Raw genomic sequence first — 12,008 nt, 5'->3', positions numbered from 1 at the left:
TCAGTTAAAACCATTATTAACAATATAAAGTTTGTCTATCGATTTTTCAGCCGGGTTGTACTATAGTACTTAATAAAGCCAGTAATAGGAGGTCTACACAGATTGGAGCATTTAATCAATCCTCAAGTAAGAAATATTGAAATTTCAGGAATCAGAAAATTTTTCAATTCTGTTTCTCATTTTAAAGAAATGGTTTCATTAACAATCGGACAGCCGGATTTTCCTACTCCGGAACATATAAAGGAAGCGGCGAAATCAGCGATTGATGCAAACTTTACCGTGTATACCCATAATGCGGGATATATAGAGCTAAGGCAAGCTACTGCTGAATATATGAATAAGAAATACAATTTATCCTATAATCCTGACAGTGAAGTAATTGTAACAGCCGGAGCCAGTGAGGGGATTGATATTTCATTCCGGACAATACTGTCACCGGGATGTGAAGTCATACTTCCAGGACCAGTCTATCCAGGTTATGAGCCAATTATCAAGCTTTGCGGCGCCGTTCCGGTTTATGCTGACACAACCAAAAACGGATTCAGGTTAACTGCGGATATCTTGAAAACCTACATAACAGAAAAGACCAGATGCATTGTGCTCCCATATCCGTCGAACCCTACAGGAGTTACCCTTACAGCCGAGGAATTAAAGGAAATCGCGGAGCTAATAAGCGGCAATGACATCTTCATTCTTTCAGATGAAATATACAGCGAACTCGTTTTCGATCAAAAGCATACTTCCATTGCTTCTTATTTGCGGGATCAGACCATTGTGATCAATGGTTTGTCCAAATCACACTCGATGACAGGCTGGAGGATAGGATTCGTTTTCGCACCTGCTTCTATTTCTCAGCATTTAATTAAAGTCCATCAATACAACGTTTCCTGTGCCACCTCGATTTCCCAAAAGGCGGCATATGCAGCTGTAACGGAAGGCATTGATGATGCACTCCCAATGAAACAGGCCTATGCAGAACGCCGGGATTATGTGTATGGGCGGCTTGTCAAAATGGGCTTTGATGTTGTGAAGCCTGACGGTGCATTTTACTTTTTTGTTAGGGTGCCAAAACCTTATTCAGACTCACTTCAATTCGCCCTGGAATTAGCTGAGCAGGTGAAAGTGGCCGTCGTGCCCGGCAATTCATTTTCAGCCCTTGGAGAAGGATATTTCCGCCTATCTTACGCATGCTCAATGGAAATGCTTGAGACCGCACTAAACCGGATCGAACAATTCCTATCAGCTTAAAATATTTTCAACAGATATATATAGTTTATTCCGCTGCAAAAAGCCAGGATGTTTTTAAGCATTCTGGCTTCTTGGCATACATAGCCTTTTGCTGTCCTATATAATCCAATCTCAATGATTTCTTTAATAAAGCTTTCGCAGGAATTTTACTTCCCTATAGCCTTCTTCTTTGTTGGTGGTAGTGACGCTAACCTCAACTATTGATCCTTTTAGACTGTTCAGAATTTTTTCAAACTCTTCAGCTGACTTGGGTTTTGGATATCCTAGGCTTTTCAGTTCCCTGAGCAAGATTTGAAAGCCTGCATTTGTTTCGATATGGCTAAACTTGGCAGGAAGCTGTGCACTGTAATCATTCATAAGAGAAAGCGACCATCGGATCGGATTCATGTTGGTAATTGTTTTATCCCTCTTAAACCCATCCACTCGGACAACATATCTGCCGTCCTCCAGTTCATTGAATTTTGCTTCAATATCCTCAAATAACCCCATAAAAAAGCGCCCCTTCCATTTTGCCTTTATATCAAGGTTATTCATGAAAAGGGACACCTATGTTTTTTAGCGAAAAGTAAACTAAGCTTTTAATCACTCATACCTGTTCATTTCCGCTCTAGTGGCGGTTCGGAACCCTCCTCGCCACTTGCGCCTGAGGGGTCACCCTTGATCCGCTTTTCCCGCAGGAGTCTCACACCTTCCGCTCCGATCAACTAAGCTCCAAAAGAACCAATTATTCCCAGTATTTATAGATTGCTTGTGTACCACTGTTTTCTTCTCCTGATTGGGCGAGCTCCTCGTACAACGATTTAGCGAGTGACAGCCCTGGAACTTCCATACCCATTTTTTCTGCCTCTTTAAATGCGATATTCATATCCTTAATAAAATGCTTAATGTAAAAGCCAGGTTCAAAATCTCCCTTTATCATTCGAGGGGCAAGATTGGATAGCGACCAGCTTCCCGCCGCTCCTGAACCGATGCTCTTCAGTACCTGCTCCTGGTTCAATCCGGCTTTTCTGGCATAAACCATGGCTTCACTAACAGCAATCATGTTTGCAGCGATTGCAATCTGGTTGCACATTTTCGTATGCTGCCCGGCCCCTGCAGTACCCTGATGAACGATATTGGCACCCATCAGGTCTAAAATGCCTTTTACCTCAATAAAATCCTGCTCATCGCCGCCAACCATAATCGTCAGTCTTGCTTCTCTGGCTCCGATATCTCCGCCTGAAACCGGAGCATCGATGGCACCCATGCCTCTCTCTTTAGCTGCCCGGTAAATTTTTTCGGCAAGAGAAGGTGTTGAGGTTGTCATATCGATAAGGAATGTTCCTTCAGAACCATTCTTTATGATTCCTTCCTCTCCAAGATATATTTCTTCCACATCGGACGGATATCCAACGATTGTTATAATTACATTTGCTATTCCTGCCAGCTCTTTTGGCGATTCTGCCCACTCAGCCCCTGCATCCAGCAAATCCTGCGCTTTCTCCTTCGTTCTTGTATAGACGGTTACCTTATAACCGTCCTTCAATAGATGCCCAGCCATGCTTTTTCCCATTACGCCAGTCCCTATAAATCCAACAATAGTATTTTCCTTCGAAATTGCCATTATCGCACCCCGTTTTCAAAATGAGCAGCATCCGCTTCGAGTCTAAATCGATCTGACCATTCCTCCATCAACTAAATACGCCCCACCGGTCATATATGTATTAGCATCAGATGCAAAAAAGACTATCGCCCGCGCAAACTCTTCCGGTCTTCCATAGCGGCCAAGCGGGATCTTGCTCTTAGCGTTCTTTTCAACCTCTTCACGGCTTATCCCCAGTTTTTCAGCATTTACGTCATCCAAATGGCGAACCCGGTCGGTTGCGATCCGTCCTGGTGCAACCGTATTTACTAAAATGTTAAATGGCGCGAGCTCTTCAGCTAACGTTTTAGATAAACCAACAATTGCAGTGCGGAATGTGTTAGAAAGAATCAGACCTGGAATCGGTTCTTTAATGGAAGAGGAAGCAATGTTAATAATTTTCCCGCCGTTCTTTTTTAAGTACGGAAGCGCTTTACGGATAATTCGTATGTAGCTTAATAAATTTAATTCGAATGAAGCTTGCCACTGTTCATCTGTCATCTGTTCAAAACTTCCTGCAGGCGGGCCGCCGGCGTTATTCACCAAAATATCAATGCCCCCAAATTCCTCTGAGATCTTTTTAATTATTGCATCAATATCTTCTGTTTTTGTAATATCAGCTGCAATAAAAGCTGTTCTGCCGGGACCCAATGCATTCAGATCCGAATTTACTTTTTGAAGTTTATCTTCATTTCTGCTTACAAGCAGCACATTTGCTCCCTCGTTTACCAGTTCGCGGGCTGTCGCTTCACCAAGTCCCTGGCTGGAAGCAATCACCAATGCGTTTTTTCCCTTTAACCCTGTTTCCATATCTCATTCCTCCTTTTATCTTCAATTTTTATTATATCTTTTAACACACTTATTGAAAAATAAGAACTTAATAATTTTTCAGAAATTTAAAAATGCACACGTGTGGTTAGAAGAACATAATGATTCCCGCTTCCTGTCTCAAAAAGCAAACGTATTGTTTCGTGTGGTCATCCAGGCTTGTTGCTGAGCTTAAGCTAGACCCACACTACTTTTGTTATTATTTTTTTCTTTGGCTATATTAAAGCTCATTGTTGATTTTGACACTTTGTTGAGGTATAGCTGCAGCGCCCAGCCCCTCGAATGTTGTGACCAAAGGCCGTCACAACCCTGGTCAAAATCCAGGCGCTTCGGAAGGCAAAAAGCGCTTCTGTCAGCGCTTGGATTATGCTCGTCGGACTTGCACAGGATGTGCTGGCGTCAACGTTTGGCACAGGACGTGCCAGAACTTAGTCGACGTTCCTTTTTTCAGGATGTGGGTCAAACGGCGTTGCCATATGTCGTGGCGAACTTAGCCTTTCTTCCTCTGTCAGGGCGCATTCGCTTTTCTATATTGGAGCTGAAGGTGCGAGACTCCTGCGAGAAAAGCCGGTCAAGGGAGACCCCACAGGCGTCGTGTAGGCTCCCGAAAACGCCACTAGAACAGAAATCAACAGGCAAGTTTAACAGAGACTTTTCATTAAGACAAAAAAAGCCGGCTTGAGTTTTTGCTCGAGCCGGCTAAAAAGGGGGAAATGAGAATGTCAGCTACTTTAAAGAGCTAACAAATTGTGCATGCTTACTTTTACCCGTTACAAAACAGGTTTAAACATATTTTTATATTTTTTTAAGGAAAAAATTTATAGCTCCCGTAGTTCAGCAATATTTACATCACTAGGATCATTCGGGCGCCCTCTTAAGAATACACGTGCAGTACTGCCATCCTCATTAAGAGAATCGATCCACACATTCGCTCCATTGTATTCAACATGAATATCCGCGGATGAGGATAAAATTTGCTTTACACGATTTGCATCCATAACTCCCAACTCCTAACATCAATTTATTAATAGGATTTGACATAAGAACAGATTTTATCCAATAAAATACACCTTGTCCCTAAATTAGACAAGGTGTATTGCTTTACTTATATATTCTCAGTTGCTCTTTTAACAGCATTCATTACGTCCTGATTTGTTTCCAATGTCAGTACAGATTCGGCCAAGCTCTTCATGTCTTCCTGAGAAAGTTTCCTGATCAGTGAACGTGCTTTAAGGATGGAAGTTGCGCTCATGGAAAATTCGTCGAGGCCTAAACCTAACAGAACTGGAATGGCAATTTCATCGCCCGCCATTTCGCCGCACATTCCTGCCCATTTGCCTTCCTTATGCGCTGCATCAATAACCATTTTAACCAGGCGCAGTATAGCCGGGTTATATGGCTGATACAGATAGGAAATCCGCTCATTCATCCGGTCAGCGGCCATTGTGTATTGAATTAGGTCATTCGTTCCGATGCTGAAGAAATCAACTTCTTTTGCGAACGTATCAGCCATCACAGCAGTCGATGGAATTTCCACCATGATACCCACTTCAATTTGTTCAGCGATCTTATTGCCTGCATCAATTAGCTTTTGCTTCTCTTCTAAAAGGATGGCTTTTGCTTGGCGGAACTCGCCTAGGGTAGCTATCATCGGGAACATGATTTTCAAGTTTCCATATTGGCTTGCACGGAGAAGTGCACGAAGCTGTGTACGGAAAATATCCTGCTCTTCAAGGCAAAGGCGAATCGCACGATAACCCAAGAATGGATTCATTTCCTTAGGCAGGCTAAGATATGGAAGTTCTTTATCACCGCCAATGTCAAGCGTCCGGACAACCACCGGCTTGCCTTCCATGCCCTCCAAAACAGCTTTATATGCTTCAAACTGCTCATCTTCCGTAGGAAGCTGGTCTCTTCCCATGTACAGGAATTCAGTCCTGTATAGACCGACACCTTCCCCGCCATTTCTGATAACACCTTTCAGGTCCTTTGGCGTACCAATATTAGCGGCTAACTCCACGTGATGGCCATCAGCAGAGACTGTTTTTTCGTTAACCAGCTTTGCCCATTCAGCCTTCTGAGCCTCAAATGCTCCTTGTCGCTGTTCATATTCTTCAACAAGCTCAGGAGTCGGGTTGATATGGACTTGTCCGGTTAAGCCGTCAACGATCACTATGTCGCCATTTCGTATTGTTTCAGTTGCTTCCTTTGTTCCCACTACCGCTGGAATCTCCATTGATCGGGCCATAATAGCAGAATGAGATGTCCTGCCTCCGATATCGGTAGTGAAACCCTTCACATAATTACGGTTAAGCTGAGCGGTATCCGAAGGGGTAAGGTCTTCTGCGATTATGATCACTTCCTCAGCAATCATACTTGGGTTTGGAATTCTGACATTCAATAAATGTGCCAGTACACGCTTTGTTACATCGCGGATATCGGCAGCACGCTCTTTCATATATTCATTATCCATTTGCTCAAACATCGCAACAAATACATCCGCTGTTTCCTTTAGAGCGAATTCAGCGTTTACGTTTTCGCTTTTGATTTTATCTTCAATCGGGCCTAAAAGCTCAGGGTCGCTTAATACGAGAAGATGGGCATCAAAAATGGCTGCTTTGTCAGCGCCCAATTCCTTTTCAGCGCGATCCCTGATGGACTGCAATTCTGACTTGGAAGTCGTAACTGCTTCCTGGAAACGCTCCACCTCATCTTCAGGTGCCTCGATTGTTTTTTTGATAACAGTTAAATCCGGTTCAATCAAACGGTATGCCTTGGCTATGGCAATACCGCTTGAAGCCGCTATCCCTTGCAGCATAGTTGACATTATTCAGCTAAGCCTTCTTTTTTCAAGGTTTCTGAAAGAGTGTTAAGCGCATCCTGCTCGTCGCTGCCTTCTGCAGTAATTGTAATATCTGCACCCTGACCGATACCCAGCGACATAACGCCCATAATAGATTTAAGATTTACTTTCTTGCCTTTATATTCAAGATTAATGTCTGAATCGAATTTACCTGCAGATTGTACTAGTAACGTCGCCGGACGTGCATGAATTCCTGTTTCAGCTGTAACTTTAAATGTTTTTTCTACCATGGGAACCATTCTCCTTTAAAAATAATCTAAAAAAAGCAAACATACTTTTCTGCCATCTATAACTATCTTTCTCATAATACCCATTAAAGGATAAAGTATGTTAGGAAATACAAAATTGATGCCAAGTTGTAATAACTTATGCGTATGTAGAAGTCAGACAACAGACAACATTTAACATAATAGCATTTCCGACGAAGACAAACAATGCCCCCATCCCTTTTTTATAAAAGAATGGTACAAAATTTTTCATCCAAAATCAAATATAAATAGCTGAAAAGGCAGCAATATCTTTTTAATTCTGGTTTGTATATTTGAAAGTATTTATGTGTTGCTATTTCAAAAACAATTGTCTTTTCGTAAAAGGCAGAGGCTTGCTTTATAATGTCTTCCAACGATTGTCCCGTTTTTTGCATAAAAAAGGACCGGATTGTACCGGTCACCGTTAAGGTATAACATGTTTGAGTAAAGCTTCGCTATCGTTTGGTTTCATATTATTTATGGCATTTACTGCAATCCTCATCTGAATTACAGATGCTTTTAATGCTGTTTCATTGTTTAAGTCCTCGTTTAGCATTATTTCGACAAGATTATTTATCACTCTGGAGTTCCACTCAGCAACATGCTTTAGCGAAGACTGGTCAAAGTTCCTGCCTTCCTGAATCATTTCCTTTAAGATCATATTATTCAGCAACTTCAGTCTTAACAGCAAGCTTTGGTCTTTAATAGCCATCCCTCCAGTGTTTTTTAATACAGCCTATGTTTTATATAAAAAAAAAGAACTACAATAACAACTTGTAAATAGAAAAAAGTCAAAAATTCATCATTTTTAGCTTGAAAACATCCATTATTTTCAGTTTTAAGGGGAGGATGCATATGAATTAAACGGGAAGAAGCCTTTCGCTTTTCCTTTCCAGTTCTGTTTCAGGATATTTTGTTATAACAAGAGTTAATGAGGAGTCCGGAGTAAGCAAAAAAGGGCTCATGGAATCCTTAGGATATTAGCCCGAACGGTGCAAGGTTCGTTCCAGTCTTAATTTCCCTGTCGATTCTGCATAAGAGCATACGCTTCCCTTTCATGTACACTCTGCGGCCATTACTTTACCCGGTACTCTAGTTTGGCAAAAACAACAGACTGGAAAGTACCTCTACGGCTTTTCTATTAAACAGACTAAAGATGTGCAATCCATGTGAATCATGGTGGCTAAAACTATATCGGAGGAAGCAAATTTAAATTACTCTCATGCAAGTAATTTAAAGCCCGCTTATATCGGTCCAGGTCTGAAACTATATAAAGAAAGACCAAATCACAGATGATTTGGTCTTTCTTTAGGTTTAGGGAATGTTTTTTTCCTAGTCATATATCATTTTCCGGGTCATGCCGCCATCAATAACAATATTCTCTCCATTGACAAAGTCATTGCCCTCCACACACAGATATTGGCAAGCCCTTGCAATATCTGAAGGTTTGCCTACGCGGCCTGACCAATGCTGAGTATGGTCTTCTTCCTTCAGATTTTCATAATCTGTGTTCTGGATCCATCCCGGGCTAATGGAGTTTACTCTTATCCGTTTCTCGCTTAAAGACGCTGCAAGGGCATGAGTTAAAGCGAAAATGCCTCCCTTTGAGGCCGCATAGGCTTCCGAATCAGGTTCAGACATAAAAGCCCTCGTAGATGAAATATTAACAATGCTGCTGCCGGGCTTCATGACTCTGGCTGCTTCCCTTGAAGCAAGGAAGACACTTCTAAGATTGGAAGCAATTATGTCATCCCATTCCATTGCCGATAGGTCAAAAAGGGGTTTAAAGGCTGAAACACCCGCATTATTAATTAAAACATCTATTTTCCCAAAATATTTAACTGTCTCCTGAACCACTCTTTTAATGTCGGACTCTTGTCTTACATCCGTTTCAATAAACAAAGAATTCCCGCCTGCAGCTTTAATGAGATTTACCGTCTCTTCCCCGTTTGCCTTCTCTTTATCTGCTACAACTACATTGGAACCCTCTGCGGCAAAGGTTCTGGCAATTTCCCTGCCAATACCGCTGCCAGCCCCGGTCACAATTACTGCCCTGCTGATGTTTTCTGTCATCATTATGCACTCCTTACTTGGGTTTTAGGAAAAGTTAATCTGCCTATTTTGCCCTTCCTAACCGGCATATGTATACCCTGCCATTTCATCTCTGAATTTTGCTGCACCTCATTCTATATATACCAACTTATGGTGTATTTAATCATTTAAACATTTAGTAAGAAATTAAGAAACATATTTAGTTCCATAAAATTGAAGTCTTAGTATATTTCAGATCATAACAGGCAATCTATGTTCAGGAGGTGAATACAATGGAACCACAAAAGCCAGGAAATCCAAACATGCCAGATTTCAAAGAAATGGAAGATCGTGTTATGGCACCGCGAAACGCACAGCCTACCCTTGTAATCAAAACAAATCTGGATCCGGAAAACCCTGAAGAATTCAATCCATATGCTCAAAATTCTAATAAAGCTGAAAAGGATCAATTCGATAATTTTTTTGAGGAGTAGAGCCATTCACTCCTCATTTTTTATATGAAAGAGTAGATAAGCAAACGATATAATAATTTCTGTTAATATAAACAAGGCCCTGTTTATGATTCTGGATTTTATTTTTTCATTTCTTTAAAGGCCTCCGTAAAGAAAGATATTCTATACTTTTAATTTCATAGGGTTTGCAAAGCTTGATGGCAAGGTCTGCAGCCCTGCCTTTCTGCTTATGGAAAACATGGGGTGAACAATTAACAACCAGTGTTGCCCCGTTCCTGAAAGTAACGGTAAGTGTTTCATCATCAAAGTTCTCTAAGTGGCGGGGAAAGATCCACATGCAATCATGTGACTTAGGAGAAAGCGTCGGAAAAGCATATATACGCTGCAGGGGACATATGAGCAATGGAGTCTTCTTATAATGCTTTAAAAGCCATCTGGCCGATTCGAGTCTTCCGCTATACCCGGCCCCTCCATTAAGACACGCTTCATTAAGAAGCATCCGTATTGGCTTATGGGTGAGATATATCCCTTTTACATCATAAATAATTGTTTGAAACTGAGGATGGAGTGCAGGAGCCAAGCCCATAGTCGACCGCGACACCTTATATCGTTCATTTTCTTCCATATTCTCTTTCCCCTCCTAAATATTCTTATAATAAAGATAATATAGAAAATGAAAGAGGTTTTCTTCCATAATAGGGCAATACTTGTTACAAAATTTCGAATTATTTGTCAAAAGTCCCTGTTAAAAGAACGGCTCTATTTTAAGTGCTGTCTCTATTTAACCTTCCACACCTCACCCCTCCCTATAATCACATTCAGATATTTATGGATATTAAACATATTTTGCTGCTGATTTTATAATCTAGGCATCTATCATAATTCAGCTTGCCAAAGTAGACCAAAATTTATCCGGAGTAGTTGGTTAATTTTTGCCCATGACCATTTATAATTAAGAATTACGTTTATTTATAAGAGGAGATGGACAGTAGGACACAGTAGGTTTCAGTTTTAGAAAAGATACTACTTTTTCTCAATAAAAAATAAAAAAGTGACTAGTAGAGTCACTTTTTTATTCTTCCTTATCAGGGCCTAAATAAGCATTACAATGCGCAGCCTTCTGTCGGAGAATTTATGCAAGATTATCAGGTTTAACAATGTGCTGGGCCGGTAAACCCGCTACTGTAATTGGCTTACTAATATGCTGGACTGGCAGTCCTGCTACTGTAATTGGCTTGCTAATATGCTGGACTGGCAGTCCTGCTACTGTAATTGGCTTGCTAATATGCTGGGCCGGCAGTCCCACTACTGTAATTGGCTTGCTAATATGCTGGGCTGGCAGTCCTGCTACTGTAATCGGTTTGCTAATATGCTGGGCTGGCAGTCCTGCTACTGTAATCGGTTTGCTAATATGCTGGGCCGGCAGTCCTGCTACTGTAATCGGTTTGCTAATATGCTGGGCCGGCAGTCCTGCTACTGTAATTGGCTTGCTAATATGCTGGGCCGGCAGTCCCGCTACTGTAATTGGCTTGCTAATATGCTGGGCCGGTAAGCCTGCTACCTTGTCATCATTTTTACTTACACCAACAAATCCAGCTAACGCCAGTGTTAATAAAGATCCTACTATTAATTTCTTCAAATTGGTATTCTCCTTTTTAAAATTTTATTTATTAATATGATACTAGCACTAGGAGATAAATTTTTCCATTTCAATTTTAACTAATTTTGCAAATTTTTCATTATCTTGTATGGTAAAGATGCTTATCGCCTTTTCAAACCACTTTCTTGCTATTTCTATCTCTTCTAGCTTGCTAAAATTTTCTCCCAATTGATAATGAAATTCCCCAAAAAGATATAATAATTCATTATTTATACAAATCGATATTCCTTGTTGACTATATAAATTTGATTCTTTAAATTTGCTTTGCTCTGTAAGTGTCTGTGAAAGTCCGAAAAGGATACGAAGTTCTACTTTAGGATCAACTAGGTATGGAAGGTTATTCACGTTTTCACGAGCATCCTTAAAATATTTCTCAGCAGTTTCTGGGTTACCGGTCAAATTCTCAATAATTGCAATGCTAATCATTATTTCTATTTCTTGCTCTGTCAGGGAAATTAACTGTTCATTTGTTAATCGAATCGCTTGTTTCAAAATATGTAAAGATTCTTCTCTTAATCCATTCAAATGAAATAGGCATATACCTTCATGCCATAGTAAAAATTGCTTTCTTGATGGTTCCTGAAAAACCGGATTTTCCATTTCCCGCTGGACAATCGTAAAAATTGCTTCATAATTACGCTGCCTTTTATACTTGTTGATTAAATCATATATAGCAGTTTTATAGTCAAAAACCCCAGTAACCGAAATGTTAAAAAAGGTGTTAAAATTAATGTTTAATCGTTCGGTAAGAAGATATATCTGTTCAATGCCTGGATATTTCTCCCCCCTTTCAAACTGTTCCAGTTCTTCAACGGTACAGATGTCGCTTGCTAATTGGTTTAAATCAAGCCCTTTATATAACCTTAATGATTTAATCATTTCCCCAACATTGATACCTAACATCTTATGCCCTCCACAAAAAAAATGATGCTTATAATTTAATATATCATTTCTGGCATTAAGGTTTACGAGAATTTTTTGAATTTTTATATTTTCTTATAAGTTCTTATATTAACAGAGTAAATAGGTCAGAATA

Annotated in this window: 13 protein-coding genes; 2 read left to right on the top strand and 11 right to left on the bottom strand. The window is 40.4% G+C overall.

Features of this window, described 5'->3' with window-relative positions:
• Positions 1-102: 102 nt before the first annotated feature.
• Positions 103-1,248: an aminotransferase A gene (locus D0469_RS03825; protein ID WP_117325303.1), complete on the top strand. Its 1,146-nt coding sequence runs from the start codon at positions 103-105 to the stop codon at positions 1,246-1,248.
• Positions 1,249-1,371: 123 nt separating this feature from the next.
• On the opposite strand, the gene D0469_RS03820 is transcribed toward D0469_RS03825, so the two are convergent.
• The 8 genes from D0469_RS03820 to D0469_RS03785 form a co-directional block, all read right to left on the bottom strand.
• Positions 1,372-1,737: a hypothetical protein gene (locus D0469_RS03820; protein WP_142919156.1), complete on the bottom strand. Its 366-nt coding sequence runs from the start codon at positions 1,735-1,737 to the stop codon at positions 1,372-1,374.
• A gap of 235 nt (positions 1,738-1,972) precedes the next feature.
• Complete coding sequence (locus D0469_RS03815; protein ID WP_117325301.1) at positions 1,973-2,851, bottom strand: NAD(P)-dependent oxidoreductase; 879 nt, start codon at positions 2,849-2,851, stop codon at positions 1,973-1,975.
• A gap of 42 nt (positions 2,852-2,893) precedes the next feature.
• Positions 2,894-3,679 (bottom strand): SDR family oxidoreductase, encoded by a 786-nt coding sequence (locus tag D0469_RS03810; RefSeq protein WP_117325300.1) that lies wholly within the window; start codon positions 3,677-3,679, stop codon positions 2,894-2,896.
• An 836-nt stretch (positions 3,680-4,515) separates the two neighbouring features.
• Complete coding sequence (locus D0469_RS03805; protein ID WP_117325299.1) at positions 4,516-4,695, bottom strand: H-type small acid-soluble spore protein; 180 nt, start codon at positions 4,693-4,695, stop codon at positions 4,516-4,518.
• Between the two features lie 107 nt (positions 4,696-4,802).
• Positions 4,803-6,524: a phosphoenolpyruvate--protein phosphotransferase gene (gene ptsP, locus D0469_RS03800; RefSeq protein ID WP_117325298.1), complete on the bottom strand. Its 1,722-nt coding sequence runs from the start codon at positions 6,522-6,524 to the stop codon at positions 4,803-4,805.
• Positions 6,524-6,790, bottom strand: a complete 267-nt coding sequence (locus tag D0469_RS03795) for a phosphocarrier protein HPr (RefSeq protein WP_117325297.1) — start codon at positions 6,788-6,790, stop codon at positions 6,524-6,526. The genes ptsP and D0469_RS03795 overlap by 1 nt, the downstream gene beginning before the upstream one ends.
• Before the next feature lie 442 nt (positions 6,791-7,232).
• Positions 7,233-7,520, bottom strand: coding sequence for a hypothetical protein (locus D0469_RS03790; RefSeq protein WP_117325296.1), 288 nt, complete (start codon positions 7,518-7,520; stop codon positions 7,233-7,235).
• 620 nt (positions 7,521-8,140) lie between these two features.
• Positions 8,141-8,884 carry an SDR family oxidoreductase gene (locus tag D0469_RS03785; RefSeq protein ID WP_407675721.1) on the bottom strand — a complete coding sequence of 248 codons (744 nt, stop codon included), beginning with the start codon at positions 8,882-8,884 and terminating at the stop codon, positions 8,141-8,143.
• 248 nt (positions 8,885-9,132) lie between these two features.
• On the opposite strand from D0469_RS03785, the gene D0469_RS03780 reads away from it, so the two are divergent.
• Positions 9,133-9,333, top strand: a complete 201-nt coding sequence (locus tag D0469_RS03780) for a hypothetical protein (RefSeq protein ID WP_117325294.1) — start codon at positions 9,133-9,135, stop codon at positions 9,331-9,333.
• A gap of 106 nt (positions 9,334-9,439) precedes the next feature.
• Here D0469_RS03780 and D0469_RS03775 read toward each other — a convergent pair whose 3' ends face one another.
• The 3 genes from D0469_RS03775 to D0469_RS03765 all read right to left on the bottom strand — a co-directional run bounded on the left by D0469_RS03775 (position 9,440) and on the right by D0469_RS03765 (position 11,875).
• On the bottom strand, positions 9,440-9,937 hold the full coding sequence (locus D0469_RS03775) for a competence protein ComK (RefSeq protein WP_117325293.1): 498 nt from the start codon (positions 9,935-9,937) through the stop codon (positions 9,440-9,442).
• Positions 9,938-10,444: 507 nt separating this feature from the next.
• Positions 10,445-10,951, bottom strand: coding sequence for a ribosomal eL19 family protein (locus tag D0469_RS03770; protein WP_117325292.1), 507 nt, complete (start codon positions 10,949-10,951; stop codon positions 10,445-10,447).
• Between the two features lie 48 nt (positions 10,952-10,999).
• The gene (locus D0469_RS03765) at positions 11,000-11,875 is read right to left on the bottom strand and encodes a helix-turn-helix domain-containing protein (protein WP_117325291.1); all 876 of its coding nucleotides are present in this window, start codon (positions 11,873-11,875) and stop codon (positions 11,000-11,002) included.
• Positions 11,876-12,008: the final 133 nt, after the last annotated feature.

Source organism: Peribacillus saganii (genome assembly GCF_003429095.1).
GTDB lineage: Bacteria > Bacillota > Bacilli > Bacillales > DSM-1321 > Peribacillus > Peribacillus saganii.
Note: the sequence above shows the minus strand (reverse complement) of the source record. Positions and strands in the feature narration are given on the sequence as shown.

Excerpts from the sequence above, each read along its gene's own strand:
- D0469_RS03820 (WP_142919156.1), bottom strand. The coding sequence starts at position 1,737 with ATGGGGTTATTTGAGGATATTGAAGCAAAATTCAATGAACTGGAGGAC.
- D0469_RS03815 (WP_117325301.1), bottom strand. The coding sequence starts at position 2,851 with ATGGCAATTTCGAAGGAAAATACTATTGTTGGATTTATAGGGACTGGC.
- D0469_RS03810 (WP_117325300.1), bottom strand. The coding sequence starts at position 3,679 with ATGGAAACAGGGTTAAAGGGAAAAAACGCATTGGTGATTGCTTCCAGC.
- D0469_RS03805 (WP_117325299.1), bottom strand. The coding sequence starts at position 4,695 with ATGGATGCAAATCGTGTAAAGCAAATTTTATCCTCATCCGCGGATATT.
- ptsP (WP_117325298.1), bottom strand. The coding sequence starts at position 6,524 with ATGTCAACTATGCTGCAAGGGATAGCGGCTTCAAGCGGTATTGCCATA.
- D0469_RS03795 (WP_117325297.1), bottom strand. The coding sequence starts at position 6,790 with ATGGTAGAAAAAACATTTAAAGTTACAGCTGAAACAGGAATTCATGCA.
- D0469_RS03790 (WP_117325296.1), bottom strand. The coding sequence starts at position 7,520 with ATGGCTATTAAAGACCAAAGCTTGCTGTTAAGACTGAAGTTGCTGAAT.
- D0469_RS03785 (WP_407675721.1), bottom strand. The coding sequence starts at position 8,884 with ATGATGACAGAAAACATCAGCAGGGCAGTAATTGTGACCGGGGCTGGC.
- D0469_RS03780 (WP_117325294.1), top strand. The coding sequence starts at position 9,133 with ATGGAACCACAAAAGCCAGGAAATCCAAACATGCCAGATTTCAAAGAA.
- D0469_RS03775 (WP_117325293.1), bottom strand. The coding sequence starts at position 9,937 with ATGGAAGAAAATGAACGATATAAGGTGTCGCGGTCGACTATGGGCTTG.
- D0469_RS03765 (WP_117325291.1), bottom strand. The coding sequence starts at position 11,875 with ATGTTAGGTATCAATGTTGGGGAAATGATTAAATCATTAAGGTTATAT.